The sequence below is a fragment of the Streptomyces sp. NBC_00376 genome (assembly GCF_036077095.1).
In the GTDB taxonomy this organism is placed as follows: Bacteria; Actinomycetota; Actinomycetes; order Streptomycetales; family Streptomycetaceae; genus Streptomyces.
In genome coordinates this window covers 3,222,783-3,238,987 of record NZ_CP107960.1, presented here as the reverse complement: position 1 = coordinate 3,238,987, position 16,205 = coordinate 3,222,783, and the positions used below count along the sequence as shown (strand labels likewise).

Sequence of the window (16,205 nt, the reverse complement as noted above, 5' to 3'; positions counted from 1 at the left end):
AGGAGGTCGGCAACATTTCGCTACCCTGCGTACAGGGCTCTGCCCCGCGCCCGTTCCATGCCCTTGTGCCGCTCCTTCGCCGGCCCGGCTACTGGCCCCGGGACGGCATCTCGAACCAGACCACCTTGCCGGTCGAGAGGCGTGTCGCCCCCCACCGCCTGGCCAGCCGGTTCACCAGGAACAGGCCGCGCCCGCCCTCGTCCATGTCACGCGCCCGGCGCTGCCGGGGCAGCTGCGGGGAGTCGTCGCCGACCTCGCAGCGCAGCACGTCGGTGCGCAGCAGCCGCAGCGTCACCGGCCGCTCCGCGTAACGCACCGCATTGGTCACCACCTCGCTGATCAGCAGCTCCACCGAGTCGGAGAGATCGTCGAGGCCCCAGCGGCTGAGCGCGCGGCGGGCCAGCCTGCGGGCCCGGCCCGGCGCCGTCTCCTCCGGTTCGAGGTGCCAGTACGCGACATCGCTCGGCGCGATCCCGTCGAACCGGGCGGCGAGCAGCGCGATGTCGTCGTCCCGGTCGCCCGGACCGAGCATGTCCAGCACGTCGTCGCAGAGCGCCTCCAGCGGCGGCGAGTGGTCCGGGCCGGTCAGCCGGGCGGTGGCGGCGAGCCGTTCGCGCAGCTGCTCGATCCCGGTCCAGACGTCCCGCAGCCGGGACTCCACCAGGCCGTCGGTGTACAGCAGCAGCGTGCCTCCCGCGGGCGCGTCCAGCTCGACGGCCTCGAAGTCCACCCCGCCGACGCCGATCGGGGCGCCCGGCGGCACCCGCAGCACCTCCGCACGGCCGCCCAGATGGAGCAGGACGGGCGGCGGATGCCCGGCGTTGGCGATCGTGATCCGGTGCGCGACCGGGTCGTACACCGCGTACAGGCAGGTCGCCATGCGGTCGCTGCCGAGCCGCTGGGCCTGCTCGTCGAGGTGGTGCAGCACCTCCTGCGGCGGCAGGTCGAGCTGGGCCAGGGTCTGCGCGGTGGTGCGCAGCTGGCCCATGATCGCCGCGGACGTCATGGAGTGGCCCATGACATCGCCGACGACCAGGGCGACCCGGCTGCCGGGCAGCGGGATCGCGTCGTACCAGTCGCCGCCGACCCGGGCCGTCTCGGCGGCCGGGAGATAGCGGGAGGCGAGCCGGACGCCGGTCGGCTGCGGCAGCGAGTCGGGCAGCATGGTGCGCTGGAGCTCGTCGGCGATGTACGCCTCGCGCCCGTACAGCACGGCCTTGTCGATGCCGAGCGCGGTGTGCGTCGCCAGCTGGGCCGCGACCAGCAGGTCGTTGGACTCGAAGGGCGGCCGCTCCGTGCCGCGCAGGAAGACGGCGGCGCCGATCACCCGCCGCCGGCCGCGCAGCGGGGCGAGAATCGCGCGGTGTCCGGTGGGTACGGTCCGGCCGGCGCCGAGCAGCTCGGGCAGCGCGGCACGGGCCGCCGCCGAGTCCCCGAAGACCGGCCGCACCCCGCGCAGCACCTCGGCCAGCGCGCCGCCGGAGCGGACCTCGCACAGCTCGGCCGCCGGCGTCAGGTCGCCGTGCGGATCGATGACGGGCAGCCGCAGCCGCTCGGTCTCCGACGAGCTGTCCGTCTCCTCCTCGCTCAGCCGCAGCCGGTCGGACCGGCGCAGCCGCAGCACGAAGGGGGAGACCGGCCGCTCGTCACCGACCGGGAGCGGGTCGCGGAGGTAGACCAGTATGGCGTCGGAGAACGTCGGCACACTGGCCCGGCACAGGCCCAGCACGATCTCGTCCAGGTCTATGCCGCGGGCGATCCGCCGGGTGGCGGCCCCGACGAAACGCAGCCGGTCGCCCTCACGACGGGCCGCGGCCTGTGGATCGAGTCCTGCGGGGCCGGTCGCGGGGCCGGCTGCCGACCCCGGAGCCGCGGCCGGGCCGGGGATCGCGGCGGTGGCAGGGGAGGCGGCCGGCGCGGCGTCCTGCTGCCGCGGCCGGGTGCGTTCCTGCGACCGGGCGGCGAGAGGCTGCCGGCCTTCGTGGGAGGTGGGGTGCTCCGTCACGCGTGGGGTTCCGTCCGTCCGGGCCGGTTGTATGAGGCAATCACCTCGTGGGGCGTTACTGTGCCCCGGCAAGAGCGGCGATAACAACGGCTGTCACCGGATGCCCCGGAACGAGGGGCTGAAACCGGATGCTTGCGGGGTTGGCCGGTGACAACGTTTCCGGCGACGGGGCGGGCAACAGCGAGCACGTCTCCACCCCCTCGTAGTGGTTCATACGATTCATACGACTGATGTGGCTCATACAGCTCATGCAGTACGCGGTGCTCGTGCGGTGACTTGTGGTCAGGTCCGGTGCCGCGCCTCCCGGTTGGGGTGGAGCGGCACTCCGGAGGACGATCCTACGTTTGTCCCCCTGGGGTGCATCAAGGGTCTCACGACGGCGTATACGAGGGGGTGCGGTCCCAGTCATCCGGAAGCGCGGGAACCCGCCATTGTGGATCGGGCCGCCAGTCCTCCCAGCCGTCCCGGAACGGAGCGCCCCACTCCTCGATCAGCCCGACGGCGGCCCGGCCCGCCTCCCGCACCCGCCGCGCGGTCCGCGGGGCCATCAGGCCGGCCCGCTGCGCCATGGCGAACTCGTCCTCGTCGCGCCAGACCCAGCTGCGGTCCGGGTACACGGAGATGTCGAGAAAGTGATCCTCGGAGTCGACGCCGCCCTGCCAGCGGGTGTGCGGTTCCTCCAGATTCACGTACCAGCTGCGGAACTGCCAGACCGGCTCCCAGAACAGCCAGACCGACCACGGCTCACCGGGCCGGGCCAGCTTCAGCACGCCGTTTCCCAGCCAGGGGGAGCGGGCGGTGGTGCGCGGGGCGGTGTAGCGGGTGGCGAGCGGCTCGGCGTGCACGTCCCTGCCGTTCGCCAGCACCGGCTTCACGCACTCGGTGCCCGGTGCCACCCACACCGCGAGCAGTTCGTCGGTGTCCTGGACGACGGTGACGGGGCGGCAGATGTGGAACGGGTCCGGGGCCCGCTCCGGCGCCCCGGACCCCGCCGGCGCGCCGTTGCGGCGGTAGCGCCACAGGATCTGATCACCCGGCGCCCAGTGCTCGATGTCTCCGGTACCTGCCATGGACGGATCTTAGAGGGACCAGAAACCCCGCAGCTGCGACGCAGGTCACGGGTGGGTCATGCGCAGCACGTCGAGCGCCTCGTCGAGCTGTTCCACGGTGAGGTCGCCCCGCTCGACGTAGCCCGAGTCCAGTACGACCTCGCGAATGGTCCGGCGCTGCGCGAGGGACTTCTTGGCGACCTTCGCGGCCTCCTCGTAGCCGATGTACTTGTTCAGCGGGGTGACGACGGACGGCGAGGACTCGGCGTACTCCCTGGCCCGCTCCACGTTGGCGGTGATGCCGTCGACCGTGCGGTCGGCGAGCAGCCGGGAGGCGTTGGCCAGCAGCCGTACCGACTCCAGCAGGTTCTTCGCGATGACCGGGAGCATCACGTTCAGCTCGAAGTTGCCCGCCGCGCCCGCCACGGCGACCGTCGTGTCGTTCCCCGTCACCTGGGCGGCCACCATCAGTACGGCCTCTGGGATGACCGGATTCACCTTTCCGGGCATGATCGACGAGCCCGGCTGGAGGTCGGGGAGGTTGATCTCTGCCAGGCCGGTGCGCGGCCCGGACGCCATCCAGCGCAGATCGTTGGAGATCTTGGTGAGCGAGACGGCGATGGTACGGAGCTGGCCCGAGGTCTCCACGAGTCCGTCCCGCGCGCCCTGCGCCTCGAAGTGGTCCCGGGCCTCCGCGAGCGGCAGCCCGGTGGCGGAGGCGACCTCGGCGATGACGGCGGCGGAGAAGCCGGGCGGCGTGTTGATGCCGGTGCCCACGGCCGTGCCGCCCAGCGGCAGTTCGGCGAGGCGGGGGAGCGAGGCGCGCAGCCGTTCGATGCCGTACCTGACCTGTGCCGCGTAGCCGCCGAACTCCTGGCCGAGGGTGACGGGGGTGGCGTCCATCAGATGCGTACGCCCCGACTTCACGACCGCCGCGAACTCGGCGGCCTTGCGCTCCAGGGAGGTCGCCAGCCGGTCCAGGGCGGGGATCAGGTCGCCGGTGACGGCCGCCGTCGCGGCGATGTGGATGGAGGACGGGAAGACGTCGTTGGACGACTGCGAGGCGTTGACGTGATCGTTCGGATGGACCTCGCGGCCCAGCCTTTCGGTGGCGAGGGTGGCCAGCACCTCGTTGGTGTTCATGTTGGACGAGGTGCCCGACCCGGTCTGGAAGACATCGACCGGGAACTGGTCGTCCCAGCGCCCCTCGACGACCTCGGCGGCGGCCTCCTGGATGGCCGCGGCGACGTCCGGGTCGAGCACCTTCAGCTCGGCGTTCACCTTGGCCGCGGCCGCCTTGATCCTGGCCAGGGCCTCGATGTGGGCCCGCTCCAAGCGCTGGCCGGAGACCGGGAAGTTCTCCACCGCGCGCTGCGTCTGGGCCCGCCACTTGGCCTCGGCGGGCACTCTCACCTCGCCCATCGAATCGTGTTCGATGCGGAAATTTCCACCGCTCGCGGGGGTCCGCTCGCCGGCCTGTGACTCGTCCATCTCGTTCAACCTCCTGAAAAAGTTGAGCACTTGTCTTGTTCTTTCTATTCCCAAGACGCCTACCGGCCAGTAAATACCGGGGGTAACCACAACCCGGGGAGGCGCAATGAGGCGCATGAGGCACAGATTCCGCTGTACGGTCGCGGCCGCCGCGGCCATGGCGGCGGCGGTCGGCGGCATGACCGTAGCCGCCGGACCGGCCGGCGCGACGGACCGGTCAGGTTCCAGCACCATCGCATCCACCCCCCTGTCGCCCGAGCTGGAGGCCATCCGCGCGGCGGAGGCCACCAAGCTGTACGGCGACCCGGCCGAGCGCCCGCTCGCGGACCGCAAGACCGGGCTGATCTCGCTCGGCGACAGCGAGATCTCGGGCGAGGGCGTCGGCACGTACGAGGCCGGCACCAACGGCCCCGACAACTGGTGCCACCGCTCGCCCGACTCCGCCATCCACCGCACCGGCATCCCGGCGGACGTCACGTACAACGTCGCCTGCTCCGGCGCGTACACCGGCAACATCGTGATCGGCGGCTCGAAGCAGTACGCCGACGAGCTGGTGCAGAGCGACAACCTCGCCGTCAAGGCCCGCAACACCCGCATCAAGATGATCCTGCTGGTGGCGGGTGCCAACGACGACCTCCAGTTCGGCCCGGTCATGACGGACTGCGTCGAGCGCTGGGTGTTCTCCCAGGGCACCTGCCAGCCCAAGTACGAGGGCGGCTGGCAGGCGCGCGTCGACGGACTCGTCCCCAAGGTCGAGAAGACGGTGCGCGACCTGAAGACCGTCATGACCAGCGCCGGGTACACCGACAACGACTACAAGCTCGTGGTCATGGGCTACCCGAGCCCCATCGGCCCGGACTTCTACGACAACCCGAGCTTCCCCGGGAAGCTTCCCGGCGGCTGCGCCGGGTACGACTCCGACGCGGCCTGGGGCCGCAACGTGGCCGTCCCCGCCTTCGAGCGCGGCATGCGCAGGGTCGCCGACGACACCGGTGCCGTCTACCTCGACAACTCCCGGCTCTTCCACGGCCACGAGGTCTGCAGTGAGTCCACCTGGGCCCGCGGTCTCTACATCGACCTCGGGCACTTCCCGCCGGACTCCAACTCGACGCGGCAGTCCTACCACCCGAACGCGAGCGGCCACGGCGCCTTCGCGTCCTGCCTGACCCAGATCTACAACTCCAACCTGCGTCAGGCGAGCTGCGCCGACCCGGCGAGCACCGGAAAGCCGGTCCTGCAGGCCGGTGTGTGGGACGACGCCTTCAAGCCCCTGAAGAACGAGGCGACTGGCACCTGTGTGGACGTCCCGGGCTCGGTGACCCGTAACAACACGAAGATCGGCGGCTGGGACTGCCACGGCGGCCGCAACCAGGGCTGGTGGTACGACTCCAGCACGAAGAACCTCCACACGGAGCTGAGCCACGACCGGTGCCTGGACATACCGGGCGCCGACTACAAGGCGGGCGCCACGGCCATCCTGTACAACTGCTCGGGCGCGGCCAACCAGCAGTTCGTGAAGCAGTCGGGCACCTTGCGCCCGGCGGCCTCGACCGGACTGTGCCTGACGCTGGCGGCGGCGAAGGACCCGCTGAAGCTCCAGGCATGCGACGGCAGTGCGCAGCAGCGGTTCGTGTAGCTGTCACCGTTCTACGAGTGCGTGAAGAAGGGGCGGGGCGGCCGGTGCCGCTCCGCCCCTTCGGGCCGTCCGGCGCGGATCAGCCGGACGTCATGAACGCGCCGAGCGCGGCCGCCAGACGGCCGGGGTCCTCGGCCCCGCACAGCTCGCGCGCCGAGTGCATGGACAGCCCCGGCACCCCCACGTCGACCGTCTCCACGCCCAGCCGGGCCGCGGTGAGCGGGCCGATCGACGTACCGCACGGCATCGCGTTGTTGGAGACGAACGGCTGCCACGGCACACCCGCCCGCTCGCACGCCGCCGCGAACACCGCCATGCCGGTGCTGTCGGTGGCGTACCGCTGGTTGACGTTGACCTTGAGCGCGGGCCCGCCGTTGGGCAGCGGACGGTGGTCCGGGTCGTGCCGCTCCGCGTAGTTGGGGTGCACCGCGTGGGCCATGTCGGCGGAGACGCAGAACGCCCCGGACAGGGCCCGCGACCAGTCCTCCGGGCTGCCGCCGCGGGCGGTGACCGAGCGGCTCAGGACCCGCTCCAGCAGCGGACCCTGCGCACCCGTCGCCGAACCGCTGCCGACCTCCTCGTGGTCGAAGGCGGCCAGGACGGGGATGTACGCCGGCTCGTCGGCAGCGGTCGCCGCGGCCGCCAGGGCCGTGACGCCCGCGTGCACCGAGACCAGGTTGTCCAGCCGCGCCGACACCACGAACTCCCGGTCCGCGCCCAGGTATCCGGGCGGCTGGACGTCATGGAGCATCAGGTCCCAGCCGAGCACCTCGTCCGGCTCCGCCTCGGCGGCCGCCGCGACCCTGCGCAGCAGTGCACCCTCCGCGCGTGGTCCGAGCGCCCAGACCGGAGCGACATGGAGCTGCGGGTCGAGCGCGAGCGCCTCGTTGACCGTACGGTCCAGGTGGATGGCCAACTGGGGTACCCGCAGCAGGGGTTCGTCGATCCGTACGAGCCGGGACCCGACACCGCCGCCCGGGGTGCGCACCGCGAGCCGCCCGGAGATGCCGAGGTCGCGGTCGAGCCAGGTGTTCAGCGGAACGCCGCCGTAGATCTCCACGCCGATCTGCTGCCAGCCCGCCGACGAGGTGTCGGGGGCCGGCTTGACCCGCAGGTTCGGGGAGTCGGTGTGGGCGCCGACGATCCGGAACGGGGTGTGCGCCGGAGCCCCCTCGGGGACGTACCAGGCGATCAGCGCACCGGCGCGGGCGACGAAGGTGCCCCCGGTCGTGCCCGTCCAGTCGTCGGTGCCCCGCAGTTCACGGAAGCCCGCCTTCTCCAGGCGCTCGGCGGCACCGGCCACCACGTGGTACGGGGAAGGGCTCGCGCTGATGAAGGACAGCAGGTCGTCGGTGTGGCTGCGGTGGGTAAGCGGCGTCATCGGGCGTCCGCCTTTCCGGAGTTCGACGGTGAGGGTGGAGGGACCCGCGCCGGGCCGCTGGGTGCGGCGCGGTGCGGGCGGTGTGCGAGGAGCAGCCGGTCCCCGGGCACCCGGGCGATCCGGCGGGGGCGCCGGTCCTCGGGGGCGGGTTTACCGGGGCCGGCCGAGTGGTGCGGGAACGTCCGACAACCCACCAAAGCGGGCCGGTACGGCGCAAGTCCGCAGCGCGGCCCGCTGCGTGAAAGCGGCGGTGTCCGACCGTCCGCGGCGGCGGCGGTCCCCGGCGCGGGCGGGGACGTGCCGGGGCAGGCACCGGGAGCGTGCGGGACACCACGGCGGTCGCCCGGCCCCTCACCGAGCCCCCCGAGAATGGCTGAATAACGTCGTACGGGAATCTCATCGCTCCGGACCGGCGCGGTCGGCGCCGGAACGGGGTGCGGGGACGGCGGCCCGCCCGCGCGCCCCGGACACCCTGATCAGGAACACCACGGCGACCACGATGGCCGCCCCGTGCGACCAGCCGACGACGGCCAGCGGGCTGAACCTGTCGAGGGCCGCGGCGACCAGGATCATGCCGACGCCGAACCCGAGGTTCTCCAGGGTCGCGGAGAGCCCGAAGGCGTGAGCGCGCAGACCGGCGGGGAGCGTCTGCAGATGGGAGGTGTACGAGACCTCCGTCAGCCCGTCGGCCGCCCCCGCCGCCAGCGCGACCACGACGGTCGCGGCCCATGGGAACCCGGCGAACGCCAGGATGAACGCCCCGGACATCAGACAGGTGCCGTACCCGAAGCCCGGCGCCCCCACCGTGCGCCCGGTACGTCTGACGTACCGCTGGATCACCTGCTGCGCGACGACGTTCCCCACCGCCCACAGACACCAGAACGCGCTGACGAACACGGCCGGGTGGCCGGCGTCGAGCGCGGCGGAGTGGACCGGCAGCGCGGCGTTGTGGGAGGACGAGCCGAAGGCGTCGACACTCCGCAGCACCACCATCAGACCGAGACCCGGCGCGGCCGCCGACGCGAGCAACGCGCCCGGCCGCCGCCACCTCCCCGGCCTCCCCCGGCCGCCGGTCCGCTCCTTCTTGCCGTCCCCGCCGGAATCCCCCTCCGATTCCGGCCGGGCGGTCTTTCCCCGGCCCCCGCCCGGGATCGGCAGCAGCGCCACCGTGACGGCGCAGATCACGAAGGTGGCCATGTCCACCACGAAAGCAGCGGTGTAACCGACCAGCGAGACCACCACGCCCGCGGAGGCGAAACCGGCCACCATCGCCAGTGAACGCCCTGTAATGGAAAGGGAGTTCGCCCAGGACCGCCGGTCGTCGCCGACCATCTCGGGAATCGAACTGCGCAGCGACACCATGAAAAGCGTTCCGCAGCCGCCGACCACCACGGAAACCGCCATCAGGGAGGCCGTCCGCATCCCTTCGGGCGCGAGGACCAGCAGCAGCATCACCGCGGCCTGCGCCACATTCGTCCACAGCATGACGCGCTTGGCGGCGAACCGGTCGAGCAGACCACCGGCGATCAGCCCGGCGACAAAGCCGGACGCCAGGCGTGCGGCCATGAACAGGCCCATCGTGAGCGCCCGCCCCGTCGTCTCGTAGACGAACAGATTGAGCGCCACCATGTTCAGGAAGGTGCCGTAGGAGGACAGGGAGTACCCGGCGACGAGGAACCGGTAGCGGCGCTCCCCGCGCGCGGGGAGCGCCCCCTCGCCGTCCGGTGCGGGGTCCGGCCGGTCCTCCACCTGTTCGATGTCGCGCGTCACCCGGCCCATACTCACCGAGCGGTCGCGTTCACCCCCGACCGCGCGATTGCATGAATGTAATCTGCATGCTTGTGAAGGACGACCATTCCGGCCCACGGGCGTGTGATTGCCGCGAATCGTCGCCGGACCGCGTCTGCGACTCGGCCCTCGCTGCCTATCGGCGAGCGCTCACGGACGGAAGCCTTCCGGCAGGCGACGTGCCCGGTTGCCTGAGCGCCCTGCATCTGATGGTGGCGGACCGCCACGCGCCGGGACGGCTCGTCCCCGTACCACCCGAGACCGCCTCGTTCGACGTGCTCGGACCCATCGAGGCGGCGATCGCCCGGCAGCGCCGCACCCTGCGTTCGGCCCGCGCCGCGCTGACCGTGTTCGAGGGCCTGTACGCCGACGCGCACCGGCTCGAACCGTCCGCGCTCACCCGGCTCTCCGGCGAGGCCGTCATCGGCAAGGCGCTCGAAGCGGGCGTCGCGGGCTGCCGCGAGGAGGTCCGCACCGCCCACCCGGGCGGCGGCCGCCCCGTGCACGCGCTGGAGGAGTCGCTGCCCAGGGACATCCGCAATCTGCGGCGGGGCATCCGGCAGCGGACCATCTACCAGCACACGGTCCGCTCGGACCGCACGACGCTCGCCTACATCGAGCAGGTGACGACCGAGGGCGCCGAGGTCAGAACGCTCGCCGAGGTCGCCGACCGGATCATCGTCTTCGACCGGAACCTCGCGTTCATCCCGTTCTCCGACGAACCGCACAGCGCCCTGCGCATCCAGCACCCGTCCCTGGTCCGCTTCCTGGCCCGGCACTTCGACGAGGCCTGGGCCCGTTCGGTCCCGGTCCGCCCCGAACGGGTGCCGCTGCGCACGCCCGTCGTCACCTTTGACCTGCAACGGACCATCCTGCAGGCGGTCGTGGGCGGCGAGACGGACGAGTCGATCGCCCGCCGGCTCGGCATGAGCCGCCGCAGCGTCGCGGAGCACGTACGGAAGGTCTCCGAGCAGCTGGGCAGCAACAGCCGGGCCCAACTCGGCTATCTGGTCGCGACATCGGGCCTGCTGGAGGCATGAGCACGGCCCCGCGGAACGCTCCGCGGGGCCGTGGTGCTTCGTACCGACGGGTCAGGCGAGACCCGGGCCCCGCACCGGAATGCTGGTGAACGTGGGTGCCGGGGCGGGCTCGGTGAAGAAGTCGTTGCCCTTGTCGTCGACGACGATGAACGCGGGGAAGTCCTCGACCTCGATCCGCCAGACCGCTTCCATGCCGAGCTCCTCGTACTCGACGACCTCGACCTTCTTGATGCAGTCCTGCGCGAGGCGGGCCGCCGGACCACCGATCGAGCCGAGGTAGAAACCGCCGTGCGCGTCGCACGCGTCGGTGACCTGCTTGGACCGGTTGCCCTTGGCGAGCATCACCTTCGAGCCGCCCGCCGCCTGGAACTGCGCGACATAGCTGTCCATGCGGCCGGCCGTCGTCGGGCCGAAGGAGCCGGAGGCGTACCCCTCGGGCGTCTTCGCCGGGCCCGCGTAGTAGACCGGGTGGTCCTTCAGGTACTGCGGCATCTCCTCGCCCGCGTCCAGCCGCTCCTTGATCTTGGCGTGCGCGATGTCGCGGGCCACGACCAGCGGGCCGGTCAGCGAGAGCCGGGTCTTGACCGGGTACTTGGTCAGCTCGGCGAGGACGTCGTCCATCGGGCGGTTGAGGTCGATCTTCACGACGTCACCCGCCTCGTCGAGGTGCTCGTCGGTGGTGTCCGGCAGGAAGCGGGCCGGGTCCTTCTCCAGCTGCTCCAGGAAGACGCCCTCGGCGGTGATCTTCGCGGTGGCCTGGCGGTCCGCCGAGCAGGACACGGCGATCGCCACGGGCAGCGAGGCGCCGTGCCGGGGGAGGCGGACGACACGCACGTCGTGGCAGAAGTACTTGCCGCCGAACTGGGCGCCGATGCCGATCTTCTGCGTCAGCTCGAAGACCTTCTCCTCCAGCTCCTTGTCCCGGAAGCCGTGGCCGGTGGGGGAGCCTTCGGCGGGCAGCTCGTCCAGGTAGTGCGCGGAGGCGTACTTCGCGGTCTTGAGCGCGAACTCGGCCGACGTACCGCCGACGACGATCGCCAGGTGGTACGGCGGGCAGGCGGCCGTGCCCAGCGAACGGATCTTCTCCTCCAGGAACTTCATCATGGAGGCCTCGTTCAGCACGGCCTTCGTCTCCTGGAAGAGGAACGACTTGTTGGCCGAGCCGCCGCCCTTCGCCATGAAGAGGAACTTGTACGCGCCGCCGTCGGTGGCGTACAGCTCGATCTGGGCGGGGAGGTTCGAGCCGGTGTTCTTCTCCTCCCACATGGTGAGCGGAGCCATCTGCGAATAGCGCAGGTTGAGCTTGGTGTAGGCGTCGAAGATGCCGTGCGACAGCGCCTCCTCGTCACCGCCCTCGGTGAGGACGTTCTGCCCGCGCTTGCCCATGACGATCGCGGTGCCGGTGTCCTGGCACATCGGCAGCACGCCCGCCGCCGCGATGTTCGCGTTCTTCAGCAGGTCGAGCGCGACGAACTTGTCGTTGGACGACGCCTCGGGGTCGTCCACGATCCGCCGCAGCTGCGCCAGGTGGGCGGGGCGCAGATAGTGCGAGATGTCGTGCATGGCCTCGGCGGCCAGGGTGCGCAGCGCCTCCGGCGCGACCTTGAGGAACGTACGACCGTCGGCCTCGAAGGTGGAGACACCCTCGGAGGTCACCAGACGGTACGGCGTGGTGTCCTCTCCCAGGGGGAGCAGATCGGAGTACGCAAACTCTGGCATTACGGCCATTCCTCACTCGGCAGACGGCGGCTGACCTCCCTCGGGCAGCGCACCCACCAGGGTAGAACGCCACAGGAGTGCCGAAGCTGTGAGGTAAGGCTCAGTTCGGCCACTCCTGGGCGGCCGTTCCTGGGCGGGGTACGACACGGCGGGGGCGGGGCGGGGGCTAGTCGCGATCTATCGCGTTTGGGTACGCTGGGCCGGTGGACCTCGAAAAGCAGCCCCAGCAGCCAGTGGCCCCGGTGGAGCCGGCCGGCATCCGCGCCTCCGACGCGGACCGGGACCGGATCGCGGACATCCTGCGGGAAGCCATGGCCGAGGGCCGGCTCACCGCCGACGAGCACGCCGAGCGGGTCGACGCGGTCTACCGCGCCAAGACCGTCGGCGAGCTGGAACCGCTGGTACGGGACCTGCCCGCCCCGGTGGGCGCCGCCCGCACTGCCGCCGCTCCCGGCGTCCACGGTCACGAGAGCCCCACGGGTCCCGCCGACAACCTGGTGGCGATCTTCAGCAGCTCGACCCGCAAGGGCCGCTGGCGGGTCGGCAGCCGTACGAACGCCTTCGCGCTCTTCGGCAGCGTGGAGGTCGATCTGACCGAGGCGCTTTTCGGTCAGAGACTCACGGTCATCAACGCGACTTCCATCTTCGGGAGTGTCGACGTCAAGGTCCCCGAGAACATCTCGCTGCGCGGTAGCGGCACGGGCGTCTTCGGCAATTTCGAAGTCGCCACACTGGAATCCGCTGACCCCGAAGCGCCGGTGGTCGTGGTGAACGGCTATTCCGTGTTCGGCAGCGTGGAGGCGAAGCCCAAGCGCGGGAAGTTCATCGCGGATCTCCAGGACCGGCTGCGTAAATACCTCGGATAGCTCCTGCCGGAACTCATCCGGGAACTCCCTCGATTCTCCTTCGAAAACAAGCCAAATTCCCGGTCGACCGCTATTTCGCAGCCCGGAACCGAGTGCCACTCAGTGCATAGGCGTGCGCACAGCGGGTAGGGAATGCTGCATCGTCTCTCGCTCGCGAAGCCGTCGTCAGGAGTAGACCGTGCTGCAACTGCCGCATCAGCCCCTGCAGGTCGCCGCCGTCCCTCCCCAGCGCGCCCCCGCGCGGGAGGACCAGGCCGGCCCCTGGCATTCGGAGGCGGTGTGCCGCCGGGACGAAGCCGGGCTGTTCTTCGCCCCGTCGAAGGAGCCGACTGCTGCCAGACTCGCGCGCGAGGAGTCCGCGAAGCGGGTCTGCGCGCGCTGCCCGGTGATGATCGAATGCCAGGAACACGCGCTCATACAGCCGGAGCCGTACGGGGTGTGGGGCGGCCTCACCGCCGCCGAGCGCCGTGTGGTGCTCGCCCGTCGCAGACGTCGCGAGATGGAGCGCAAGGCCTCGGCCGTGTCCTCCGGTGCGACGGGCCGGATCGCGGCGGCGGGCTGACCGGCCCGGACCCGGCCGGTCCGGCCCGTACGCATCCGCGTCCGCATCGGTATCCGTATCCGTGTCCGCTCTGTGCGGTTCTGAGCCCGAACGCCGCATGCCGCACGCATCCGTACGCTTCCGTGTCCGCGCGCACCACGCGAAGAGGCGCCCCCACCGCACATGGGGGGCGCCTCTTCGCGTGGTGTCTCCGGAGACCTCGCACTGTCTTCCGGAGATCTCCGGGACCGGGTCTACTTCGCGCGGTCGAAGTCGATCGCGCTGTAGGCGCGCAGCTTCGAGAGCCGGTGCGTGGAGTCGATCTTCCGGATGGTGCCGGACTTGGACCGCATGACGATCGACTCGGTGGTCGCCGTCTCCGCGCGGTAGCGCACGCCGCGCATCAGCTCGCCGTCCGTGATGCCGGTCGCGACGAAGAACACGTTGTCGCCGCTGACCAGGTCGTCGGTGGACAGCACCCGGTCCAGGTCGTGCCCGGCGTCCAGCGCGCGCTGGCGCTCGGCCTCGTCCTTGGGCCAGAGCTTGCCCTGGATGACGCCGCCGAGGCACTTTATGGCGCAGGCCGAGATGATGCCCTCGGGGGTGCCGCCGACGCCCATCAGCAGGTCGACGCCGGTCCCCTCGCGGGCGGCCATGATGGAGCCGGCGACATCGCCGTCGGAGATGAACTTGATCCGTGCGCCGGTCTCGCGGATCTCCTTCACGATGCCCTCGTGACGCGGGCGGTCGAGCACGACGACGGTGACGTCCTCGGGGGCGGAGTTCTTCGCCTTCGCGACCCGGCGGATGTTCACCGAGACGGGGGCGTTGATGTCTACGAAGTCGGCGGCCTCGGGGCCGGTGACCAGCTTGTCCATGTAGAAGACGGCCGACGGGTCGAACATGGTGCCGCGGTCCGCGGCGGCCAGTACGGCGATCGCGTTCGGCATGCCCTTGGCGTTCAGGGTCGTGCCGTCGATCGGGTCCACGGCGATGTCGACCTCGGGGCCGGTGCCGTCGCCGACGCGTTCGCCGTTGAACAGCATGGGGGCCTCGTCCTTCTCACCCTCGCCGATGACGACGACGCCGTTCATCGAGACGGTGGAGACGAGGGTCCGCATGGCCTTCACGGCGGCGCCGTCGGCGCCGATCTTGTCGCCGCGGCCCACCCAGCGCCCCGCCGCCATGGCGGCGGCCTCGGTGACCCGGACCAGCTCCAGGGCGAGGTTGCGGTCGGGGGCCTCGGGGGAGACCTCGAGCTGAGACGGCAGATGATGCTCGGACATCGGAGCGCACCTTTCTGTACGGCGACGACCGGAAGAGGGTGCTGCGACTCTATCGTCAGGTCGACAAAATGAGCAGACCGGGTCACTTATGAGCAGCTGCCCCCGGGTCGGACCCGTCGGGGCTAATGCGACCATGGACCCGTGGCTAGCAAGCGAGGCAAGCAGACGGTGCGGGACATGTTCCTGTCGATGGCGGTCATCTCCGCCGCGGCAGGGGTTGTTTACATCTTCGTTCCGCACGACGAGAACGCCAACCCGGTCAAGGCGGTCGACTACCGGGTGGAGCTCCTGACGGCCCGCCGCGCGGCGCCGTACCCCGTGGCCGCCCCGGACGGACTGACCGAGAAGTGGAAGCCGACCTCGGTCAGCTACGACCGCAAGGCGGGCAACAGCTGGCACCTGGGCTTCCTCGACCCGGAGGGCAAGTACGTCGCGGTGGAGCAGTCCACGTCCCCGGCGAAGAAGTACGTCACCGAGGTCAGCCAGGACGCCAGGAACACCGGGCGTACACAGCAGGTCGCGGGCGAGACCTGGCAGCACTGGGAGGGCTCGAAGTACGACGCCCTGGTACGCCACGACAAGGGTTCGACCACCGTGGTGACGGGTTCCGCCTCGCCGGAGCGGCTGGCGGAGATGGCCGCCGCACTCAAGACGTCCTGACGCCGCCGCGCGTACGGCGTACGGAAGAAGGCCCTGGAGCACTCGGTGCTCCAGGGCCTTCTTCCGTACGGCTGTGACGCCGGGGTGACCGGGGTGACGGTCCGGCGCGGGGGCCGGACTCAGACGGTCTTGACGACCTCGTCGTAGGCGAGACGCGGCAGACGCGGGAACCAGGCGTCCTCGCCCGGCTTGCCGATGTTGACGACCATCAGCAGGCTGTGGTCGCCGTCCAGGAACTCCTTCTCGATGCCCGCGGCGTCGTAGCCGGTCATCGGGCCCGCGGCCAGGCCGGCGGCGCGGACGCCGATGATGAAGTACGCGGCCTGCAGCGCGCCGTTCAGCGCGGCGGCCGACTCGCGGACCGGGCGCTCGGAGAAGAACGCGTCCTTGGCCTGCGGGAAGTGCGGCAGCAGGGCGGGGAGCTCCTCGTGGAACTCGTTGTCGGTGGCCAGGATCGCGACCAGCGGGGCGGTCGAGGTCTTCGGCTGGTTGCCCTCGGCCATGTGCTTCACGAGACGCGCGCGGGCGTCGTCGGAGCGGACCAGGGTGACGCGCAGCGGCGACTGGTTGAACGCGGTCGGCCCGTACTTGACCAGGTCGTAGATCGCCTGGACCTGCTCCTCGGTCACCGGCTCGTCGGTGAAGGTGTTGGCGGTGCGGGCCTCACGGAAGAGGAGATCCTGGGCGGCGGGGTCAAGAGCGAGGGACATCGTGCGTATTGCCTTCCGGACGTTCAGATGGAT

At 71.0% G+C, this 16,205-nt stretch carries 13 protein-coding genes; 5 read left to right on the top strand and 8 right to left on the bottom strand.

The genetic code is table 11. The features are described 5' to 3' along the window. Nucleotides 1-88: 88 nt before the first annotated feature. The 3 genes from OG842_RS14315 to OG842_RS14305 all read right to left on the bottom strand — a co-directional run bounded on the left by OG842_RS14315 (nucleotide 89) and on the right by OG842_RS14305 (nucleotide 4,545). Nucleotides 89-2,005, bottom strand: a complete 1,917-nt coding sequence (locus tag OG842_RS14315) for an ATP-binding SpoIIE family protein phosphatase (RefSeq protein WP_266729984.1) — start codon at nucleotides 2,003-2,005, stop codon at nucleotides 89-91. Between the two features lie 371 nt (nucleotides 2,006-2,376). After that, nucleotides 2,377-3,075, bottom strand: a complete 699-nt coding sequence (gene fomD, locus OG842_RS14310) for a cytidylyl-2-hydroxypropylphosphonate hydrolase (RefSeq protein ID WP_266729983.1) — start codon at nucleotides 3,073-3,075, stop codon at nucleotides 2,377-2,379. Between the two features lie 45 nt (nucleotides 3,076-3,120). Next, nucleotides 3,121-4,545: a class II fumarate hydratase gene (locus tag OG842_RS14305; protein ID WP_266729982.1), complete on the bottom strand. Its 1,425-nt coding sequence runs from the start codon at nucleotides 4,543-4,545 to the stop codon at nucleotides 3,121-3,123. 106 nt (nucleotides 4,546-4,651) lie between these two features. Here OG842_RS14305 and OG842_RS14300 point away from each other — a divergent pair, with 106 nt between their 5' ends. Then, entirely contained in the window at nucleotides 4,652-6,181 is a 1,530-nt protein-coding gene (locus tag OG842_RS14300) for a ricin-type beta-trefoil lectin domain protein (protein ID WP_328512220.1), read from the top strand. Between the two features lie 79 nt (nucleotides 6,182-6,260). Here OG842_RS14300 and OG842_RS14295 read toward each other — a convergent pair whose 3' ends face one another. Beyond that, nucleotides 6,261-7,562 carry a M18 family aminopeptidase gene (locus OG842_RS14295; RefSeq protein ID WP_328512219.1) on the bottom strand — a complete coding sequence of 434 codons (1,302 nt, stop codon included), beginning with the start codon at nucleotides 7,560-7,562 and terminating at the stop codon, nucleotides 6,261-6,263. Between the two features lie 396 nt (nucleotides 7,563-7,958). Further along, entirely contained in the window at nucleotides 7,959-9,332 is a 1,374-nt protein-coding gene (locus tag OG842_RS14290; protein ID WP_266729979.1) for an MFS transporter, read from the bottom strand. Nucleotides 9,333-9,403: 71 nt separating this feature from the next. On the opposite strand from OG842_RS14290, the gene OG842_RS14285 reads away from it, so the two are divergent. Beyond that, complete coding sequence (locus tag OG842_RS14285; protein ID WP_323185807.1) at nucleotides 9,404-10,390, top strand: LuxR C-terminal-related transcriptional regulator; 987 nt, start codon at nucleotides 9,404-9,406, stop codon at nucleotides 10,388-10,390. Between the two features lie 51 nt (nucleotides 10,391-10,441). Here OG842_RS14285 and OG842_RS14280 read toward each other — a convergent pair whose 3' ends face one another. Continuing rightward, nucleotides 10,442-12,109, bottom strand: a complete 1,668-nt coding sequence (locus OG842_RS14280; protein WP_266729977.1) for a fumarate hydratase — start codon at nucleotides 12,107-12,109, stop codon at nucleotides 10,442-10,444. A 203-nt stretch (nucleotides 12,110-12,312) separates the two neighbouring features. Here OG842_RS14280 and OG842_RS14275 point away from each other — a divergent pair, with 203 nt between their 5' ends. Together OG842_RS14275 and OG842_RS14270 are read left to right on the top strand one after the other, a co-directional pair. Next, nucleotides 12,313-12,975 (top strand): DUF1707 SHOCT-like domain-containing protein, encoded by a 663-nt coding sequence (locus tag OG842_RS14275; protein WP_266729976.1) that lies wholly within the window; start codon nucleotides 12,313-12,315, stop codon nucleotides 12,973-12,975. 178 nt (nucleotides 12,976-13,153) lie between these two features. After that, nucleotides 13,154-13,537: a WhiB family transcriptional regulator gene (locus OG842_RS14270; protein WP_266729975.1), complete on the top strand. Its 384-nt coding sequence runs from the start codon at nucleotides 13,154-13,156 to the stop codon at nucleotides 13,535-13,537. 233 nt (nucleotides 13,538-13,770) lie between these two features. Here OG842_RS14270 and glpX read toward each other — a convergent pair whose 3' ends face one another. Next, on the bottom strand, nucleotides 13,771-14,802 hold the full coding sequence (gene glpX / locus OG842_RS14265) for a class II fructose-bisphosphatase (RefSeq protein WP_266729974.1): 1,032 nt from the start codon (nucleotides 14,800-14,802) through the stop codon (nucleotides 13,771-13,773). A gap of 141 nt (nucleotides 14,803-14,943) precedes the next feature. Between glpX and OG842_RS14260 the strand changes: the two genes are divergently transcribed. Further along, nucleotides 14,944-15,462: a DUF4245 domain-containing protein gene (locus OG842_RS14260; RefSeq protein WP_266729973.1), complete on the top strand. Its 519-nt coding sequence runs from the start codon at nucleotides 14,944-14,946 to the stop codon at nucleotides 15,460-15,462. 119 nt (nucleotides 15,463-15,581) lie between these two features. Here OG842_RS14260 and OG842_RS14255 read toward each other — a convergent pair whose 3' ends face one another. Beyond that, a complete protein-coding gene (locus tag OG842_RS14255; RefSeq protein ID WP_266729972.1) occupies nucleotides 15,582-16,172 on the bottom strand; it encodes a malonic semialdehyde reductase in 591 nt (196 codons plus the stop codon). Nucleotides 16,173-16,205 lie beyond the last annotated feature (33 nt).

Coding starts and splice junctions, on each gene's coding strand:
- glpX (WP_266729974.1), bottom strand. CDS start 14,802: ATGTCCGAGCATCATCTGCCGTCTCAGCTCGAGGTCTCCCCCGAGGCC.
- OG842_RS14305 (WP_266729982.1), bottom strand. CDS start 4,545: ATGGACGAGTCACAGGCCGGCGAGCGGACCCCCGCGAGCGGTGGAAAT.
- OG842_RS14280 (WP_266729977.1), bottom strand. CDS start 12,109: ATGCCAGAGTTTGCGTACTCCGATCTGCTCCCCCTGGGAGAGGACACC.
- OG842_RS14300 (WP_328512220.1), top strand. CDS start 4,652: ATGAGGCGCATGAGGCACAGATTCCGCTGTACGGTCGCGGCCGCCGCG.
- fomD (WP_266729983.1), bottom strand. CDS start 3,075: ATGGCAGGTACCGGAGACATCGAGCACTGGGCGCCGGGTGATCAGATC.
- OG842_RS14295 (WP_328512219.1), bottom strand. CDS start 7,562: ATGACGCCGCTTACCCACCGCAGCCACACCGACGACCTGCTGTCCTTC.
- OG842_RS14255 (WP_266729972.1), bottom strand. CDS start 16,172: ATGTCCCTCGCTCTTGACCCCGCCGCCCAGGATCTCCTCTTCCGTGAG.